This is a genomic window from Thermoanaerobacter wiegelii Rt8.B1, from assembly GCF_000147695.2.
GTDB lineage: Bacteria > Bacillota > Thermoanaerobacteria > Thermoanaerobacterales > Thermoanaerobacteraceae > Thermoanaerobacter > Thermoanaerobacter ethanolicus.
This window is the reverse complement of sequence record NC_015958.1, coordinates 2,354,645-2,372,075: the sequence shown is the minus strand read 5'-3', so window position 1 is coordinate 2,372,075 and position 17,431 is coordinate 2,354,645. Positions and strand designations below refer to the sequence as shown.

General features: G+C 35.7%; 20 protein-coding genes. 19 read left to right on the top strand and 1 reads right to left on the bottom strand.

Annotated elements, in window-relative coordinates; all coding sequences use genetic code 11:
* Positions 1–10 precede the first annotated feature (10 nt).
* The 10 genes from THEWI_RS11650 to THEWI_RS11605 all read left to right on the top strand — a co-directional run bounded on the left by THEWI_RS11650 (position 11) and on the right by THEWI_RS11605 (position 7,777).
* Positions 11–376, top strand: a complete 366-nt coding sequence (locus THEWI_RS11650; RefSeq protein ID WP_003867801.1) for a hypothetical protein — start codon at positions 11–13, stop codon at positions 374–376.
* Positions 377–498: 122 nt separating this feature from the next.
* Positions 499–2,178, top strand: coding sequence for an acyl-CoA mutase large subunit family protein (locus tag THEWI_RS11645; RefSeq protein ID WP_003870716.1), 1,680 nt, complete (start codon positions 499–501; stop codon positions 2,176–2,178).
* Positions 2,179–2,190: 12 nt separating this feature from the next.
* Positions 2,191–2,592: a coenzyme B12-dependent isobutyryl CoA mutase small subunit gene (icmB, locus tag THEWI_RS11640; protein ID WP_003870715.1), complete on the top strand. Its 402-nt coding sequence runs from the start codon at positions 2,191–2,193 to the stop codon at positions 2,590–2,592.
* Positions 2,593–2,594: 2 nt separating this feature from the next.
* The gene (meaB, locus tag THEWI_RS11635; protein WP_003870714.1) at positions 2,595–3,530 is read left to right on the top strand and encodes a methylmalonyl Co-A mutase-associated GTPase MeaB; all 936 of its coding nucleotides are present in this window, start codon (positions 2,595–2,597) and stop codon (positions 3,528–3,530) included.
* A 21-nt stretch (positions 3,531–3,551) separates the two neighbouring features.
* Entirely contained in the window at positions 3,552–3,953 is a 402-nt protein-coding gene (gene mce / locus THEWI_RS11630; protein WP_003870713.1) for a methylmalonyl-CoA epimerase, read from the top strand.
* Positions 3,954–4,053: 100 nt separating this feature from the next.
* Entirely contained in the window at positions 4,054–5,604 is a 1,551-nt protein-coding gene (locus tag THEWI_RS11625; RefSeq protein WP_006569597.1) for an acyl-CoA carboxylase subunit beta, read from the top strand.
* A 12-nt stretch (positions 5,605–5,616) separates the two neighbouring features.
* Positions 5,617–5,871: an OadG family transporter subunit gene (locus tag THEWI_RS11620; RefSeq protein WP_003870711.1), complete on the top strand. Its 255-nt coding sequence runs from the start codon at positions 5,617–5,619 to the stop codon at positions 5,869–5,871.
* 17 nt (positions 5,872–5,888) lie between these two features.
* Positions 5,889–6,287 carry a DUF2118 domain-containing protein gene (locus THEWI_RS11615; RefSeq protein WP_003870710.1) on the top strand — a complete coding sequence of 133 codons (399 nt, stop codon included), beginning with the start codon at positions 5,889–5,891 and terminating at the stop codon, positions 6,285–6,287.
* A gap of 140 nt (positions 6,288–6,427) precedes the next feature.
* A complete protein-coding gene (locus THEWI_RS11610; RefSeq protein WP_003870709.1) occupies positions 6,428–6,964 on the top strand; it encodes an ECF transporter S component in 537 nt (178 codons plus the stop codon).
* Between the two features lie 45 nt (positions 6,965–7,009).
* Positions 7,010–7,777, top strand: coding sequence for a type III pantothenate kinase (locus THEWI_RS11605; RefSeq protein WP_003870708.1), 768 nt, complete (start codon positions 7,010–7,012; stop codon positions 7,775–7,777).
* Positions 7,778–7,783: 6 nt separating this feature from the next.
* On the opposite strand, the gene THEWI_RS11600 is transcribed toward THEWI_RS11605, so the two are convergent.
* On the bottom strand, positions 7,784–8,893 hold the full coding sequence (locus THEWI_RS11600; RefSeq protein WP_003870707.1) for a GerAB/ArcD/ProY family transporter: 1,110 nt from the start codon (positions 8,891–8,893) through the stop codon (positions 7,784–7,786).
* 96 nt (positions 8,894–8,989) lie between these two features.
* On the opposite strand from THEWI_RS11600, the gene THEWI_RS11595 reads away from it, so the two are divergent.
* From THEWI_RS11595 to folE, 9 genes are all read left to right on the top strand, one after another.
* Entirely contained in the window at positions 8,990–10,525 is a 1,536-nt protein-coding gene (locus THEWI_RS11595; RefSeq protein WP_003870706.1) for a spore germination protein, read from the top strand.
* 1 nt (position 10,526) lies between these two features.
* Positions 10,527–11,711 carry a Ger(x)C family spore germination protein gene (locus THEWI_RS11590; protein WP_014063514.1) on the top strand — a complete coding sequence of 395 codons (1,185 nt, stop codon included), beginning with the start codon at positions 10,527–10,529 and terminating at the stop codon, positions 11,709–11,711.
* 5 nt (positions 11,712–11,716) lie between these two features.
* Complete coding sequence (locus tag THEWI_RS11585) at positions 11,717–11,944, top strand: hypothetical protein (protein ID WP_003871473.1); 228 nt, start codon at positions 11,717–11,719, stop codon at positions 11,942–11,944.
* Positions 11,945–12,054: 110 nt separating this feature from the next.
* The gene (locus THEWI_RS11580; RefSeq protein ID WP_003871472.1) at positions 12,055–12,579 is read left to right on the top strand and encodes a helix-turn-helix domain-containing protein; all 525 of its coding nucleotides are present in this window, start codon (positions 12,055–12,057) and stop codon (positions 12,577–12,579) included.
* A 4-nt stretch (positions 12,580–12,583) separates the two neighbouring features.
* Positions 12,584–13,492, top strand: coding sequence for a hypothetical protein (locus THEWI_RS11575; protein WP_003871471.1), 909 nt, complete (start codon positions 12,584–12,586; stop codon positions 13,490–13,492).
* A 13-nt stretch (positions 13,493–13,505) separates the two neighbouring features.
* Positions 13,506–14,594, top strand: coding sequence for an NAD(P)H-binding protein (locus THEWI_RS11570; RefSeq protein WP_003871470.1), 1,089 nt, complete (start codon positions 13,506–13,508; stop codon positions 14,592–14,594).
* A 163-nt stretch (positions 14,595–14,757) separates the two neighbouring features.
* Positions 14,758–15,231 (top strand): transcription elongation factor GreA, encoded by a 474-nt coding sequence (gene greA / locus THEWI_RS11565; RefSeq protein ID WP_003867815.1) that lies wholly within the window; start codon positions 14,758–14,760, stop codon positions 15,229–15,231.
* 19 nt (positions 15,232–15,250) lie between these two features.
* The gene (lysS, locus tag THEWI_RS11560) at positions 15,251–16,750 is read left to right on the top strand and encodes a lysine--tRNA ligase (RefSeq protein ID WP_014063513.1); all 1,500 of its coding nucleotides are present in this window, start codon (positions 15,251–15,253) and stop codon (positions 16,748–16,750) included.
* A gap of 107 nt (positions 16,751–16,857) precedes the next feature.
* A complete protein-coding gene (folE, locus tag THEWI_RS11555; protein WP_003871303.1) occupies positions 16,858–17,424 on the top strand; it encodes a GTP cyclohydrolase I FolE in 567 nt (188 codons plus the stop codon).
* The last annotated feature ends 7 nt before the right edge of the window (positions 17,425–17,431 follow it).

Here is a 17,431-nt window from a genome sequence, read left to right as displayed (position 1 = left end):
ATGAAAGTAGATGAAAAAAGAAATATTAGATATACAAAATTTGTCACAGGCGAAAAAGGAACTTAGCCAAATAAAAGCTGAAGAAATTTCTGTAGATATTATGGCACCAAAAGCCGTTTTCAGGGTTGTCAAGCTCTTTGATGTACATCCAGCAGCTGCTAACATAATAAAACAGGAGATGCTAGCTATAGGAGGAGAAGCAGCTGTAGCAAGAGGTTGCGTAAATATGAGTGTTGAAAAATCTGACGTTATTATAATGGGAACATTAAGACAATATCAAAGGCTTTTGGCAAAACTTAAGATGCAAAAGGGCTATTTTGGGCTTAATGAAGTTGTAGAAGAATTAAAAAGTGTTATTGAGGAAATGTCTAGATAGGCGGCGAAGAGGTCTTCTCTTTGGCCGCTTTTTTGCTAAAAAAGAAACTTCTAATGAAAAGGTAAACATTTGTTAAAAATTTGTGTTATAATGTTAAGGGGAAAATTAAAGGAGGGTTTTTTATGGTTGACAAGGAAGAATTAGAAAAAATTAAGCGCAAGAAAGAAGAATGGGAAGTCAATCAAAGGCAAAAGGTGTTAACTAAGTTTCCTGAGAGGAAAAAGGAGTTCAAGACCTCGTCTGGGATAGAGATTAAGGAGATTTACACACCTTACGACATAAGTGATATAGATTATCTCGAAAAGATTGGTTTTCCAGGAGAATATCCTTATACAAGAGGCGTACAGCCTACTATGTATAGAGGCAAATTTTGGACTATGAGGCAATATGCAGGATTTGGAACTGCAGAAGAGTCGAATAAAAGGTTTAAATATCTTTTGTCTCAAGGGCAGACAGGTTTGAGCGTAGCTTTTGACTTACCTACACAGATAGGCTATGATTCTGACCATCCAATGGCTGAAGGAGAAGTTGGTAAAGTCGGTGTAGCCATAGATTCACTTTACGACATGGAAATTCTCTTTGACGGCATTCCTCTCGACAAAGTCAGTACTTCTATGACGATTAATGCACCTGCTGCAATACTTCTTGCAATGTACATTGCAGTTGCAGAAAAGCAAGGGGTATCTCCAGATAAGTTGAATGGGACTATTCAAAACGATATTTTAAAAGAATATGTGGCTCGTGGAACTTATATTTTCCCAACAGGTCCTTCTATGAGGCTTATCACTAACATTTTTGAGTATTGTTCCAAGTATGTTCCTAAGTGGAATACCATAAGTATAAGCGGTTATCACATAAGAGAAGCAGGAGCAACAGCAGTACAGGAAGTGGCCTTCACTTTGGCAAATGGGATAGCTTATGTAGAGGCAGCCATAAAAGCAGGTCTTGATGTGGATGAGTTTGCTCCAAGATTGTCCTTTTTCTTCAATGCCCACAACGACCTTTTCGAAGAAGTCGCTAAATTTAGGGCAGCAAGAAGAATGTGGGCAAAGATAATGAAAGAAAGATTTAACGCCAAAGACCCAAGGTCAATGATGATGAGATTCCACACACAAACGGCAGGTTCCACTCTTACTGCGCAACAACCAGACAACAATATTGTCAGAGTTACTATTCAAGCTTTGGCTGCGGTTTTAGGAGGTACTCAGTCACTACATACAAACAGTAGAGATGAAGCTCTTGCTCTTCCAACAGAAGATTCAGTGAGAATTGCCTTAAGGACGCAGCAGATTATTGCTTATGAAAGTGGTGTTTGTGAGACTCCAGATCCATTGGCCGGAAGTTACTATGTTGAAAAATTGACGGATGAAATTGAAAAGAGGGCTTTTGAATATATAAAGAAAATTGACGAATTAGGAGGAGCGGCAAGAGCTATTGATTTGGGATATATACAAAAAGAAATACAAGAAAGTGCATATAGATATCAAAAAGAAATAGAATCTGGTGAAAGAGTAATAGTAGGGCTTAACAAATTCCAAATTGAAGAGGAGCCGCCAAAAGGGCTTTTAAAAGTAGACCCTGCTGTAGAAGAATTGCAAAAACAAAAAATCGCTAAAGTAAAAGAAATGAGAAACAATGCCAGTGTGAAAAAGACTTTAGAGGCATTGAAAAAAGCTGCAGAAGGAGACGACAACTTGATGCCTTGGATATTAGATGCAGTAAGGGAATATGCGACATTAGGTGAAATTACAGATGTGCTGCGTTCTGTTTTTGGAGAATATCAGCAGCAGATTATACTGTAAAGGAGGATAAATATGGACAGACCTATAAGAGTATTAGTGGCAAAGCCGGGATTAGACGGTCACGACAGGGGAGCAAAAGTAATTGCAAGAGCTTTAAGAGATGCGGGAATGGAAGTGATATACACAGGGCTTAGGCAAACTCCTGAGCAAATTGCAGAAGCTGCCATACAAGAAGACGTAGATGTTGTAGCTTTAAGCATTTTGTCAGGAGCTCACAACACTTTATTTCCCAAGATAACCAAGCTTTTAAAAGAAAGAGGAGCAGATGACATACTAGTAATAGGAGGAGGAATCATTCCCGAAGAAGACATACCTTTTTTGAAAGAGAATGGAATAGCGGAAATTTTTACACCCGGTACGCCTACCTCTGCAGTGATTGAATATATAAAACAACATGTCAATAGGGCGGTATAAAAATGGAGAACTTAGAAGAACTTTTGATAAAAGGGGATAAAAGGGCTATTGCCAGAACTATAACTTATGCGGAAAACTATGAGGATAAAGCCAAAGAGATAATAAAAAAGCTTTATGAAAGGTCTGGTAATGCTTATATTATAGGCATTACCGGGCCGCCGGGTGTTGGTAAGAGCACATTGACAGACAAATTAATTAAAAATTTAGTTGATGTAGGTAAAAAAATAGGAGTAATAGCAGTAGACCCCACTAGCCCTTTTACAGGGGGTTCACTTTTAGGAGACAGGATAAGAATGCAGGATTTATCTCAGCATCCTAATGTTTACATAAGGAGCATGGGCACAAGAGGTCATCTTGGTGGTCTTTCCAAAGGGACATATATGGCAGCGAGAATTTTAGATATAGCCGGCATGGATTACATTTTTATAGAGACAGTGGGAGTAGGCCAGTCAGAGATTGACATAGTAAAAATTGCCGATACAGTAGTGATGGTTTTAGCCCCAGGCTTGGGGGACGATGTACAAGCTATAAAAGCTGGAATCATGGAAATAGGGGATATTTTTGTCGTAAACAAATGTGACAAAGAGGGAGCAGACAAAACCGTAGTTGAACTTAATATGATGTTGGATTTGGATGAAAAAAAAGATTGGAGACCACCGGTAGTAAAAGTGGCTGCGCAAGAAAATAAAGGGATTGATGAACTTATTGATAAAATTGATGACCATAAAAGTTATTTGATAGAAAGTGGAACTTTTCAAGAAAGGAGAATTGAAAGATTAAAAATGGAAATAATTGAAAGCATAAAAAATAAATTGATGAAGAATATCTTTGACAAAATTCAAGAAAAGGAATTTTCATCCAGGCTGCAACAGGTGATAGATAAAAAAATAGACCCTTACACTTTTGCAGATGAATTGTACAAAGATGTTTTTAATTAGATTTTATGAGGAGGTATTAAAATGATAAAAAAAATTGACCACATAGGTATTGCGGTTAAAAGTATTGAAGAAGCATCAAAATTTTATAAAGATGTATTAGGTCTTGAAATAACAGGGGTAGAAGTAGTAGAAGAGCAAAAGGTAAAGACAGCTTTTATTCCAGTAGGAGATAGTGAGATAGAGCTTTTGGAGTCTACTTCCGATGATGGCCCTATAGCAAAGTTTATAGAAAAAAGGGGAGAGGGTATACAGCACATTGCCCTTCAAGTAGATGATATTGAAAAGACTTTGGAAGAATTAAAACAAAAGGGAATTAAACTTATAGATGAGGTACCGAGATATGGAGCTGGAGGTGCTAAAATAGCTTTTGTACATCCTAAAAGTACAAATGGAGTTCTTTTAGAGCTTTGCCAGAGGGATTAAATTTATTGTGTATTTGGAAAGTATGTGGTATATTATTTTGGGAGGTACTAATAATAACTGCTACTATTAAATTGCAGTAAGGCTATAAGGAGGAAATTGTATGAGCGTCCATGATATGATAGAAGAACTTAAAAGAAGGAAAGAAAAAGTTTTAGAAGGTGGAGGAGCTAAGAGAATAGCTGTTCAGCACGAAAAGGGAAAATTGACTGCAAGAGAGAGAATATATAAGCTTCTTGACAAGGACAGTTTTGTAGAAATAGACCCTTTTGTGGAGCATCGTTGTTATGACTTTGGCATGGAAAAGCAAAAATATCCTGGAGAAGGGGTTGTGACAGGTTACGGTACGATAGACGGAAGATTGGTATATGTATATGCGCAGGACTTTACTGTATTAGGTGGTTCATTAGGAGAATATCATGCAAAAAAAATAACTAAAGTGATGGACATGGCAATGAAGATGGGAGCACCTATAATAGGTCTTAACGACTCAGGAGGTGCTCGCATACAAGAGGGAGTAGATGCTCTTTCAGGTTATGGAAACATATTTTACAGAAATACCTTAGCCTCCGGCGTTATACCTCAAATTTCAGTGATAATGGGTCCAAGTGCGGGAGGGGCCGTCTATTCACCGGCATTGACAGATTTTATTTTTATGGTGGATAAAACCAGCCAGATGTTTATAACAGGTCCTCAAGTTATAAAGGCAGTAACTGGAGAAGAGGTTACTCCTGAAGAATTAGGCGGTTCAATAACCCACAATAGGGTAAGTGGTGTTGCACATTTTAGAGGGCCTAATGATGAAGAAGTTTTAAAAATGGTGAGGAATTTATTGAGTTATTTACCTTCTAACAATTTAGAAGACCCTCCTCAATATGAGACGGGGGATAATCCTAATAGAATATCTCAGAAGCTTATGGAGATAATTCCAGACAACCCTAATAAGCCTTATGATATGAAAGAATTAATAAGAGAAATAGTGGACAATGGAGAATTTTTAGAGTCACAGGAGATGTACGCAGAAAATATAATTACAGCTTTTGCAAGGCTTAATGGCAAGACAATAGGAATTGTGGCAAATCAACCAAGAGTATTAGCAGGAGTGCTTGACATAAACGCCTCTGATAAAGCAGCAAGATTTATTCGTTTTTGTGATGCTTTTAACATTCCCATACTAAGCATAGTTGACGTACCTGGATTTTTGCCTGGGACAAATCAGGAATATGGCGGGATAATAAGACATGGGGCAAAAATGCTTTACGCTTATTCTGAGGCTACTGTACCAAAAGTGACTTTAATTGTGAGAAAAGCTTATGGTGGTGCTTATCTTGCAATGTGCAGCAAAGACTTAGGGGCTGACATAGTATTTGCATGGCCTACGGCAGAGATTGCGGTTATGGGTCCAGAAGGAGCAGCAAACATTGTATTTAAAAATGAAATCAATGAGGCAGAAAATCCTGCAGAAGTGAGGCAGCAAAAGATAAATGAATACAGAGATAATTTTGCAAATCCATACAGGGCTGCAGCTCGTGGCTATGTAGATGATGTAATTATTCCTTCTGAGACAAGGCCAAGGCTTATATCAGCTTTTGATATGCTCTCTAGCAAAAGAGAGAGTCGTCTTCCTAAGAAACATGGCAATATACCTCTATAAGGTGGTGCTTTTATGGAAGGTTTTTTGGAGTTTTTAAAAAAAGTCTTTAGTGATGAGGAAAAAGAAGAAGTAAAAAGTATTGATAAGGAAGTAAATGAGGGAAAAGAAGAAGATACAGAGCTTATCGCTGCAATTACAGCGGCAATAGCTTTGTATCTACAAGCTGATACAAGTACTTTTTATGTAAAGTCTATAGTAAGATTTCCAGAGACTGCTCCAGTCTGGGCTAGAGTGGGGCGGCAGGAGCAAATGAGAACAAGATTGTAACTGAAGGAGGAATTTTTGTGAAGAAATTTAAAGTGACAGTAAATGGCAAAGTATATGAAGTTGAAGTAGAGGAGATAAAAGAGAAGGATGAAGTTTCTAACATAACACAAATGGCAACTGTTTCACAGCCTAAAGTAACTCAAACTCAGACGACTCTAGAGCCAGTTTCAAAAGCTGAAGCTCCTTCTCCGGCAGCTAAAGGCTCTAAAGTAATTTCTGCGCCTATGCCAGGCACAATTCTTGATGTAAAAGTTAAAGAAGGTGACAGGGTAAAGCGGGGAGATGTCGTAGTAATTTTAGAGGCTATGAAGATGGAAAATGAAATAATGGCGCCTGAAGAAGGAGTTATAGCAAGCATACATGTTTCTAAAGGCTCTTCCGTAAACACAGGAGATATTTTAGTGACTATGAATTAAAAAATTATTGATGAGTAAGACTTTTTTTGGTAAAATAGAGTTGCGGGTATCGTCTTCGAACCTGACAACCGATAAAAATTTAATATTGTTGGGCGTTCGGAACGGTATCCTGAAAAGGAACCGGAACGGGGGTGAGTAGGTTGCAAATTAAAGCAGTTAGAGAAAAGGAAAAAGGCAAGTTAACGAAGATTTCTTTAAGGCAGATCACTGTAGCAGGGATGTTGGCTGCAATATCTATTGTTTTATCTACCACTATTTTGGGCTACATTCCATTAGGGATTGCTAATGCTACTACAATGCATATCCCGGCAATTATAGGTGGAGTATTAGAAGGCCCTATTGTAGGAGCTTTTATAGGCTTGATTTTTGGCCTTACCAGCTTTATAAGGCAAAATACACCTCTTTTTGCTGACCCTATAATTGCCATATTGCCTAGAATTTTTATAGGAGTGGTAGCTTATTATACTTACAAATTAACTAAAAATGTTGGTATTGCAGCAGCATTAGGTACTTTAACAAATACCATCGGTGTTTTGGGTTTAGCAGTGCTTCTAAAATATATGCCACTTAAGGTTGCATTATTTGTAGCTTTAAAAAATGGCATATTTGAGATTATTGTAGCTGTGATATTGACAACAATGATAGTAAAGTCTTTGAAAAAAGTGTATAATAAATAACAAGCAGGCTTATGCCTGCTTAATTTTAATAAGAAGGTGATGGATTTGCTTTTAGCTTTTGATGTAGGAAATACAAATATTGTAATGGGGATTTTTAAAGGGAAGAAACTCTTGCATTCTTTTAGAATATCTACAGACAAGAATAAAACTTCTGACGAATATGGGATGTTGATAAATCAGCTTTTTGAATACAATGGTTTAAAGCTTAGAGATGTAGATGCAGTTATAATTTCTTCTGTTGTACCTCCTATTATGCACACACTTGAATCAATGACTATAAAATACTGCAATACCAAGCCTTTAATCGTGGGTCCTGGGATAAGGACAGGAATAAACATAAAATATGATAATCCAAAAGAAGTAGGGGCAGATAGGATTGTAAATGCTGTAGCTGCTTATGAAATATATGGAGGCCCTGTGATAGTAATAGATTTTGGTACAGCTACTACTTTTTGTGCAATTTCTAAAAATTGTGAGTATTTAGGTGGAATAATTGCTCCTGGATTGGCAATATCTGCTGATGCACTTTTTCAAAGAACTGCTAAACTTCCTAAAATTGAACTTACAAAACCGCCTACTGTTATTTGCAAAAATACAGTGGCCAGCATGCAATCAGGCATCATATATGGACATGTTGGAATGGTGGATTATATAGTAAGTAGAATGAAAGAAGAATTTGCACCAGATGCATATGTAGTAGCAACAGGCGGTTTTGCAAAAATGATTGCAGAGGAGTCAAAAACTATTAATACAGTAAATGATATGCTGACTTTAGAAGGGTTAAGAATAATATATGAGAGGAATGTAGACTAATTCCTCTCATTTTATTTTTCTAATTTTTGCGATTATATAAAGAAGTATAGGGAAAAACACTTCAAACCAAAAGACCTCAAAGGGAAAACATCTTTGAAAATAAGTGTACAATCCATCTAAACTTTCAGACACATTTTCGGAAAGTGGGATTAACAAAGTAGCAAGTGGCAGCAAAATAAAGCGGTAATCTGGGGATTTTATCGTTTCAGCCAATCCTTTTGCGAAGAGATAAGTAAATATTACAATTTTAAGATAAATTCCCATTAACCACATTGCCATTACCAATGAATCAAATCGCTGTATGTAATCGCTAATTCTTATATTTCTCACCATTTCCAAAGCTGTAAATTGGAAATTCGCTGCAGTTTTTGCTCCAAATATTCCTATTGCTAAAACTCCCAACATCATGCTAAGAGCTAATATTCCAAGGCTTAATATCCCTCCTTTTAAAGCCTTTTCTTTTTCTGAGATATGAGGGAATATAAGAAGTATTATTACCGTTTCAAGCATGAAGGAAGTAATGAGGATTGAACCTATTATTGGCGGCTTTATGCCGTCTTCAAGTATTGGGAGAAAATTTGTCATATCAACTTTTGGAAGGTCCAAAGTGATTACAAATGCCAATAGGAGCATTCCAAAAGGAAATAAAAACTCATTTAGTTTGACAATTGCTAAAAAACCTTTTGAGACGGTGTACATTACTGATATCATCAAGACTACATAGAAAACTATTGGGGGGGTGTGAGGCATAAAAGCATTGACCATGATCTCTATTAATTCTCTCATTACTAAAGAAATACCGTGTAAAATAAACAATAAATAAAGGAAAGCTATTATTTTGCCTATAAATTTTCCAACTATCTTGTCCACATAAGAAAAAAGTATTTCCTCTTTAAAGAGCATTGCTAGTTTATAATAAAAGACAAAGACAATACTGGAGGTTACAAAAGATATTAAGACTGAAATCCAAGAGTCTTGTTTTGCAGCTAATGCCACAAAAGAAGGCAAAAAAACGTCTGCTGTTGAGATCACAGTTGTGACCAATAAAAATATCATTTGTTTTGTAGAAATTTTCTTTTCTGAAGTCTTTTCATATTGTTCCATTCTTTTAAACATAACCGACTCCCAAACCCATTTTTTTTTATTATTTGTCCGACACTAACATAATATTCTAAAAAAAACTTGAAATAATAATATTTGGAGGTGTATAAAATGCCCCATAAATTGCCTGATCCACAGTATGTAAAAGAAAATTATCAATACATGACTCTTAGCAAAGAATTAGAAGAAAATATATATATATTTCAAGTGCTTTTAAAAGGGAATAATGACATGGTTTTTAGGCAAATTAGCATAGGAGATAAAAAAGTTAAAGCTTTTTTAGTATATGTAGATGGAATGGTAGATAAGTTGTTAATTACTCGAAATATTTTAGAGCCAATAATGATAGAGACAAGAAAGTTGAATAAAATCATATACACTAATGACCAACTCTTTAATTATATAAATGAATATTTTATAACAACTTCAGAAGTAAATGTAAAAGATAAAATTGGAGATATAATAGACGACTTACTTTCTGGAGAGACAATACTTTTAATTGATGGAGTGGAAAAAGCATTAATCATTTCTACAAAGGGATGGGAAGGAAGAAATATAGCTGAGTCTACTACAGAATCCTATGTAAGAGGTCCTAAAGAGGCTTTTGTAGAAACTTTAAGAATAAATACTTCTATGCTTAGAAGGAGAATAAAACACCCTGATTTTGTAATTGAAAATATGAAAATAGGTAAATATTCTAAAACTGATGTTTCTATTGCTTATATAAAGAGTATTGCAGAGGATAAAGTAGTTCAAGAAGTGAAAAAAAGATTAAAAAAAGTTCAAATTGATGGAGTAATTGACAGTGGCTATTTAGAAGAATTTATAGAAGATAATCCTTTTTCTCCTTTTCCCCAAATAGCTCATTCTGAAAAGCCGGATAGAGTAAGTGCAGAAATTTTAGAAGGGAAAGTAGCAATATTGGTAGATGGTTCACCTTTTGTGCTTACAGTTCCTGCAATTTTTGTACAATTTTTTCAAGCAGGGGAAGATTATTATGAGAGATATTTTTTATCTTCAGCTCTTAGAGTTTTGAGGATTATAGCTATGCTGACGGCTTTGTTATTTCCTTCAATATACATTGCAGAGACTACTTTTCATCAAGAAATGATACCTACGCAACTGGCTATTTCTGTAGCTGCACAGCGGGAGGGAGTACCTTTTCCTGCTCTTTTAGAGGCTTTATTCATGGAAGTCACTTTTGAAATACTTAGAGAAGCAGGAATTAGGCTTCCTATGCAAGTAGGTCAGGCTGTGAGCATTGTTGGAGGTCTTGTAATAGGACAAGCAGCTGTGCAAGCAGGACTTGTATCGCCTGCAATGGTTATTGTGGTGGCATTGACGGGAATAGCTTCCTTTGCAATTCCGGCTTTTAATATAGCCATAACTTTTAGGCTTTTAAGATTTATCATAATGATTGCGGCTGGGACTTTAGGGTTTTTTGGGATAATAATGGTGGTTATGATGATACTAGCTCATATGGCATCACTAGAATCTTTTGGAGTGCCATATCTTGCACCTATGGCACCAAGTAAGACTCAAGAGTTGTCTGATGTGCTTATAAGGATACCATGGTGGGCAAAGATATTAAGACCTCGAACTATACAGAGAAAAAATATTGTAAGGCAGGAGGATACAAGAGGATAATATGAAAAGATTTATAATATTAATTTTGACAATTGCCATTTTACTGACGGGTTGCTGGGACAAGAGAGAAATAAATCAATTAGCATTTGTCCAGGGATTAGGTATTGAAAGAGGAAAAGACGACATGATATATCTCATTGTAGAAATTTTAAAACCGGGCCTTCTTACAGCAGGTGGAGGCGGTACCGGTGGGACTGGAGGAGGAAGTGCAGCTGGCAAACCTTATGCTGTCTTCCAAGCCAGTGGTGTAGATTTTGCGAAAGCTTTTGCTAATTTAAATGATGAGTTGCCAAGGAGCCTTTTTATGCAATATAACGAAATAATATTTTTAGATGAAAAATTTGCGCGCTCAGGGATATATCAAACTTTAGACTTTATGACGAGAAATCCTGAGTTTAGGAGGACTGCCTATATATTAGTTGTAACAGGGGGAAGCATACAAGAACTTTTTAATCTTCCCAGCTCTAATGAACTGGAAAGATATCCTTATAAAGAAGTTATGGGGCTTATATCAAATCAGGCAAATACGGCTTCTTCTTATGTTTCTGATTTAAATGAATTTATTGAAACATTGGAAATTCCTAAAAAAGCGCCTATTACAGGAAGACTCGTGATTGTAAAAAAAGATGGAAAAGCCACAGGGATTAGACTGTCTGGCTCTGCAGTGTTTGACAATGACAAATTAATTGGCTTTTTAGAAGAACAAGATACAAAAGCAGTTGCTACACTTATGAATAAATTAAAAAGAAGTACCTTGACTTTAGATAAAGGTCTAAAAGGAGAAAAGGCCCATATCTCTCTTGTAGTTACTAAAGCGCGCACACAAATTTCTCCTAAAATAAAAGATGGTGATATTTCTTTCGACATAAAAGTAAATGTAGAAGCTTATTTAAATGAGCAAGAAACAAAATATGAGTTAACTGAGCCAGAAAACCTGGAGAAATTGCAAACCATGGTAAGCAAAAAAATAAAAACTGCCATAGAACATGCCCTTTTTATACTTCAAAAGAAGTACAATGCTGATGTAGTAGGGTTTGTAGACATTTTGCACAAAAGAAATCCTGCATTATGGAAAGAAGTTAAAAAAGATTGGGATAAAATTTACCCTGATGTGAAATTTAACGTAGCAGTAAAATCAGTTATAAAAAGGTCAGGACTGTCTTCTAAGCCTATACATCCGAGGTGAGATAAATGATTTTTAAAGTGATTATGCTTACTCTTTTATTTGTCCTTTTTTCTTTTATTGAGGTGCCAAGACTTGTAAGAGAAAAAAAGGTCAAGGAGGTTGTTGTGTTTTTTGTCTTTTTAATTGCAGGATATGTATTTAATCTTCTTTACCTTTTAAATGTTCAAATTACTTCCACTAATAGAATAATTAATCATTTATTAAAACCTATTGAGAAGTTTTGGGGCCAATAGTCCAGAAAAGTTTCTGGATTATTTTTCTTTTTAGTATTGAAATTTTTTTAAAAAAGTATTAAAATTGTAATTAATGTGAGCACAAAATGTGCACACTGGAGGTTGTGCAAATGAAATTTATTAAAATTGGTGATAAGACTATAAATTTAGAGAAATTGCACGGCATAATAGATAAAATAATTGAAATGAGACAAAATGGTCTTTCACAGCAAGAGGTTGCCTCTCGCTTTAAAGTTGACAGAAGTTTTGTCTCGAGACTAGAAAGTTTAGGTGAGGTTAGAAAAGGAGGAAATATTGCTGTAGTAGGTTTTCCTATAAAAAATAAAGAGGAATTGGAAGAGCTTTTAAGAGAGTGGGGAGTTAATTTTACACTTCTTTTGTCTGAGAAAGAGAGATTGAGCTTGGCTGAAAACATGAGTGGTGTGGAGCTTTTTAACATGGTAATGGACTTGATTGCTAAAATTCAATCTCACGACGTGATAATATTTTTAGGTTCAGACAAAAGGAGCCAATTGGTAGAAGCTATATTTGACAGAGATATCATAACTATAAATATTGGACATTCTCCTTTGACAGAAGATGTATATGTTGACCCTGAAGTAGTAAAAGAGATATTGAATTCATTGAAAGGGTGAAAATATGAAGAGGGTTGTAAGTATAAGCATAGGTTCTTCCACAAGAAATAAAACAGCAGAGGTAGAGATTTTAGGAGAAAAATTTATAATAGAAAGAATAGGAACTGATGGGGACTTGAAAAAAGCCATAGAACTTATTAAAGAGTTGGATGGAAAAGTTGACGCTTTTGGAATGGGAGGAATAGATTTATACCTTTCAGCAGGCAATAAAAGATATATCATAAAAGATGCATTGCCGTTAAAAAATGCAGCAAAGATTACGCCAATTGTGGACGGCTCGGGGCTTAAAAATACACTTGAAAGAAAAGTAATAAAATACATACAGAAAAAAGGAATAGTTGATTTAAAAGGGAAAAAAGTGCTTATGACAAGTGTTATGGACAGGTTTGGCATGGCACAAGCTTTTTATGAAGAGGGTGCACGACTTATTATAGGGGATTTGATGTTTGCTTTGAATATCCCTATACCCTTGCATTCCTTAAAGGTTGTGTATTTTCTTTCTTTTATCATTGTGCCGATTGTGGTACGTCTTCCCTTTGAAATGATTTATCCCACAGGAGACAAGCAATTGAAAATAGATAGTAAAAAATATGAAAGATTTTATAAAGAAGCAGACATAATTGCAGGGGATTTTCTTTTTATCAAAAAATACATGCCTGAAAGGCTTGATGGGAAGATAATTGTGACTAACACAGTTACACAGGAAGATGTGGAAATGATAAAAGAGAGGGGGGTGGAACTATTAATTACTACTACCCCCAACATCAATGGCAGGTCTTTTGGAACAAATGTGATGGAAGGAGTTCTTGTGGCAATAGCAGGTAAAAAACAAGAAGAAATGACGCCACAAGATTACGATGAACTTTTGGATAAAATAGGTTTTGAACCTAGAATAGAATATTTACAAAAATAGGGAGGTAATAAATATGCATAAATTTGGTTTTATAATACATCCTATAGAGTACGAAGATGTAAGCCGCAAGTTTAAAATAATGGAGAAGTTTCCCAAAAGAGTTGTGGAAGGTTTTACAAGACTTCTTCCTCCTATGAAAGTTTCCGAAATAACAGGGGTTAAAAGCGAATATGCTGAGACAGAAGGTTGGTTTGTGGCGGTTCCTTTGACCTCTGAACAAATGTTAAAATTGCCTGAGGACTATGTTTTAAATAAAATAATAAAAGCGGTAAAAATTGCAGAAAATTTAGGTGCAGAAGTTGTCGGCTTGGGGGCTATGACCTCTGTTGTAGGAGATGCAGGGATAACAATTGCTAAAAATTCAAACATCGCTGTAACTACTGGCAACAGTTATACAGTCGCTACAGCAATAGAAGGAGCAGTAAAAGCCGCAGAGATGATGGGTAAAGATGTAAGAGATTCTCATGTCGTTGTGATAGGAGCGACAGGCTCAATAGGCAAAGTCTGTGCAGAAATTTTGTCCCGAGATGCTAAATACATGACACTTGTAGCACGAAATAAAGAAAAATTGCAAAACTTTAGAGACTATCTTTTAACAAAAACGGGTATGTCTGCCCATATCACTTCAGATGTAAAAGAAGCCTTAGAAGACGCGGATATAATAATCACTGTTACAAGTGCAGTAGATACGGTGATAAAACCCGAATATCTAAAACCAGGGGCTGTTGTATGCGATGTAGCAAGACCGAGAGATGTGTCAAAGGAAGTTGCAGATAAAAGAGATGATGTTTTAGTCATAGAAGGTGGAGTAGTAGAGGTGCCTGGCGATGTAGACTTCCACTTTAACTTTGGTTTTCCACCTAAAACAAGTTATGCCTGTATGGCAGAGACAATGATTCTTGCTATGGAAGGACGAATTGAGAATTATTCTTTAGGGCGAGATTTGACTGTAGAACAAGTGGATGAGATATCAAAACTTGCTAAAAAGCATGGGTTTAAATTGGCGGGATTTAGAAGTTTCGAGCGAGAAGTTACAATGGAAAAGATAGAATCTGTGAGAAAAAACGCTAAAAAGAGATTACAAGAGTGGAAATTTGCATAATTTAGACTTGACTTTATTTGTTAACTGATTTATAATAATCCACATGGAAAATTACACAAGCACTGCTGAAGCAGTGCTTGTGTATTAATATTAACATAAATTTCATTATTGCTACATATGAATAAAATACAATTTTCAATTTTTATAAAAAGGAGAATCGTCTATGAGCAAGCCTGTAATTTTAACTTATGAAGGACTCAAAAAATTAGAAGAAGAATTAGAATATTTAAAGACGGTCAAAAGAGCTGAAGTAGCAGAAAAGATAAAACAAGCGAGAGCATTTGGAGATTTAAGTGAAAACTCAGAATACGACGAAGCAAAAAACGAGCAAGCATTTATAGAAGGAAGAATAGCTACCTTAGAAGCCATGCTTAAAAATGCAAAAGTGATTGACGAAGAAGACATAAAACTTGACCAGGTTAGCATTGGCTGTACTGTAAAAGTGTATGACGAATCCTATAATGAAGAAGTAGAGTATACAATTGTAGGTTCAGCAGAAGCAGATCCTATGAACAACAAAATATCTGACGAATCTCCTATTGGAAAAGCTTTATTGGGGAAAAAAGTAGGAGATGTTGTCTCTGTTGAAGTTCCTGCTGGAATTATAAAGTTAAAAATATTAGAAATACGCAAATAAAGGGTGATGGAGGTATAATATGTCTAATTCAAATGATAACATTTGGAACAACACTGAAGAACTCAATGAACTTTTGCGAATAAGAAGAGAAAAATTAAATATTTTAAGAAGCATGGGAGTAGAACCTTACGGTATTGACAGGTTTGAAAGGACTAATGTATCCTCTGATATTAAAAACGATTACGAGAATTTTGAAGGCAAAGTAGTGACTCTTGCAGGACGAATTATGTCCAAAAGAGCCCATGGCAAAGCTTCTTTTGCAGATATTCAAGATAGAGATGGCAGGATACAGATTTACATTAAGTATGATACAGTAGGAGAGAAGAATTATGAAATTTTTAAAATCCTCGACATTGGAGATATAATAGGGGTTACAGGCGAGGTATTTAAATCTAAAACTGGTGAAATAACTATTCGCGTAACAGACTTTAAGCTTTTGTCTAAATCTCTTCAAATACTTCCAGAGAAATGGCACGGTTTAAAAGACCCTGATTTGCGTTATAGACAGAGATATACGGATTTAATAATAAATCCCGAAGTAAAAGAGGTATTTTTAAAGAGGACGAAAATAATAAAGGCGATAAGAGAATTTCTTGACAATAGAGGATTTTTAGAAGTGGAGACTCCTATTCTTCATACTATTGCGGGTGGGGCTGCAGCACGACCTTTTATTACTCATCACAATGCTTTAGACATTGATATGTACTTGCGAATTGCTTTAGAGCTTCACTTAAAAAGACTTATTGTGGGTGGACTTGAAAAAGTATATGAAATGGGCAGAGTTTTTAGAAATGAAGGAATGGATATAAGGCACAATCCGGAATTTACTTTGTTGGAACTTTACGAAGCCTATACGGATTATTACGGTATGATGGAACTTACAGAACAATTATTTGCCTATGTGGCCCAAAAGGTTAACGGTACTACGAAAATAGTTTATCAAGGGACAGAAATAGATTTGACACCTCCTTGGAAGAGAATTACTATGGTGGATGCAATAAAAGAATATGTAGGTGTAGACTTTAATGAAGTTAAGACAGATGCAGAAGCAGTAGAGATAGCGAAGAGATTAAACCTTGAGACAAAAGAAGGAATGAAAAAGGGAGAAGTAATAGCACTTGTTTTTGATGAGCTGGTAGAACAACATTTGATACAGCCAACTTTTGTTATGGATTATCCTGTAGAGATTTCTCCTTTAGCTAAGAGAAAACACGACAATCCAGCATTTACTTCTAGATTTGAAGCCTTTATTTACGGAAGAGAAGTGGCTAATGCCTTTTCAGAATTAAATGACCCTATAGACCAAAAAGAAAGGTTTTTAGAACAATTAAAACAAAGAGAAGCCGGTGACGAAGAAGCCCATATGATGGATGAAGATTTTATAAATGCTCTTGAGGTTGGTATGCCACCGACTGGAGGATTGGGCATAGGGGTAGACAGACTTGTGATGTTTATGACAGATGCTTATTCTATAAGAGATGTGATATTATTCCCGACAATGAAACCTAGAAATGATTAGAAAAGCAGTCGAAAGACTGCTTTTTAACTTTTTTGTAAGGACTGGCTTTTTAGAGATAAAAATAATATAATAAAGTTGTCGACTTTTTAAATAAAGGGGTATCACATATGATAGATAAAGAAAAGATTAAAAAAGCGGTAAGAGACATACTTGAAGCCATAGGTGAAGATCCGGATAGGGAGGGGCTCCTTGAGACTCCTGATAGAGTTGCAAGGATGTATGAGGAAATTTTTGCGGGTCTTCATACGGATGTAAAAGATGTTATAAAGATTTTTCAGGAGGATGAACATCAAGAAATAATACTTGTAAAAGATATTCCGCTTTATTCTATGTGCGAACATCATCTCTTGCCTTTTATAGGAGTTGCCCATGTGGCCTATTTGCCTAGAAAGGGTAAAATTTTAGGCCTTTCAAAATTAGCCCGTATAGTAGACATTTTAGCAAAAAGACCACAGCTTCAAGAGAGGTTGACAAGTGAAATTGCAGATACCATAATGGAAGCAGTGAATCCCTTAGGTGTTGCCGTTGTCATTGAGGCAGAACATTTGTGTATGACAATGAGAGGTATCAAAAAACCGGGGGCTAAGACTGTTACTTCTGCTTTGAGAGGAATATTTAGAACAGATGAAAAATCAAGGGCAGAGGTAATGTCTTTGATAAACTCTAAAAGATAAGGGAGGT

What these genes read in the sequence shown, in the direction of transcription:
- THEWI_RS11650 (WP_003867801.1), top strand. Translation starts at nt 11, where the DNA reads ATGAAAAAAGAAATATTAGATATACAAAATTTGTCACAGGCGAAAAAG.
- THEWI_RS11645 (WP_003870716.1), top strand. Translation starts at nt 499, where the DNA reads ATGGTTGACAAGGAAGAATTAGAAAAAATTAAGCGCAAGAAAGAAGAA.
- icmB (WP_003870715.1), top strand. Translation starts at nt 2,191, where the DNA reads ATGGACAGACCTATAAGAGTATTAGTGGCAAAGCCGGGATTAGACGGT.
- meaB (WP_003870714.1), top strand. Translation starts at nt 2,595, where the DNA reads ATGGAGAACTTAGAAGAACTTTTGATAAAAGGGGATAAAAGGGCTATT.
- mce (WP_003870713.1), top strand. Translation starts at nt 3,552, where the DNA reads ATGATAAAAAAAATTGACCACATAGGTATTGCGGTTAAAAGTATTGAA.
- THEWI_RS11625 (WP_006569597.1), top strand. Translation starts at nt 4,054, where the DNA reads ATGAGCGTCCATGATATGATAGAAGAACTTAAAAGAAGGAAAGAAAAA.
- THEWI_RS11620 (WP_003870711.1), top strand. Translation starts at nt 5,617, where the DNA reads ATGGAAGGTTTTTTGGAGTTTTTAAAAAAAGTCTTTAGTGATGAGGAA.
- THEWI_RS11600 (WP_003870707.1), bottom strand. Translation starts at nt 8,893, where the DNA reads ATGTTTAAAAGAATGGAACAATATGAAAAGACTTCAGAAAAGAAAATT.
- THEWI_RS11595 (WP_003870706.1), top strand. Translation starts at nt 8,990, where the DNA reads ATGCCCCATAAATTGCCTGATCCACAGTATGTAAAAGAAAATTATCAA.
- THEWI_RS11590 (WP_014063514.1), top strand. Translation starts at nt 10,527, where the DNA reads ATGAAAAGATTTATAATATTAATTTTGACAATTGCCATTTTACTGACG.
- THEWI_RS11585 (WP_003871473.1), top strand. Translation starts at nt 11,717, where the DNA reads ATGATTTTTAAAGTGATTATGCTTACTCTTTTATTTGTCCTTTTTTCT.
- THEWI_RS11580 (WP_003871472.1), top strand. Translation starts at nt 12,055, where the DNA reads ATGAAATTTATTAAAATTGGTGATAAGACTATAAATTTAGAGAAATTG.
- THEWI_RS11575 (WP_003871471.1), top strand. Translation starts at nt 12,584, where the DNA reads ATGAAGAGGGTTGTAAGTATAAGCATAGGTTCTTCCACAAGAAATAAA.
- THEWI_RS11570 (WP_003871470.1), top strand. Translation starts at nt 13,506, where the DNA reads ATGCATAAATTTGGTTTTATAATACATCCTATAGAGTACGAAGATGTA.
- greA (WP_003867815.1), top strand. Translation starts at nt 14,758, where the DNA reads ATGAGCAAGCCTGTAATTTTAACTTATGAAGGACTCAAAAAATTAGAA.
- lysS (WP_014063513.1), top strand. Translation starts at nt 15,251, where the DNA reads ATGTCTAATTCAAATGATAACATTTGGAACAACACTGAAGAACTCAAT.
- folE (WP_003871303.1), top strand. Translation starts at nt 16,858, where the DNA reads ATGATAGATAAAGAAAAGATTAAAAAAGCGGTAAGAGACATACTTGAA.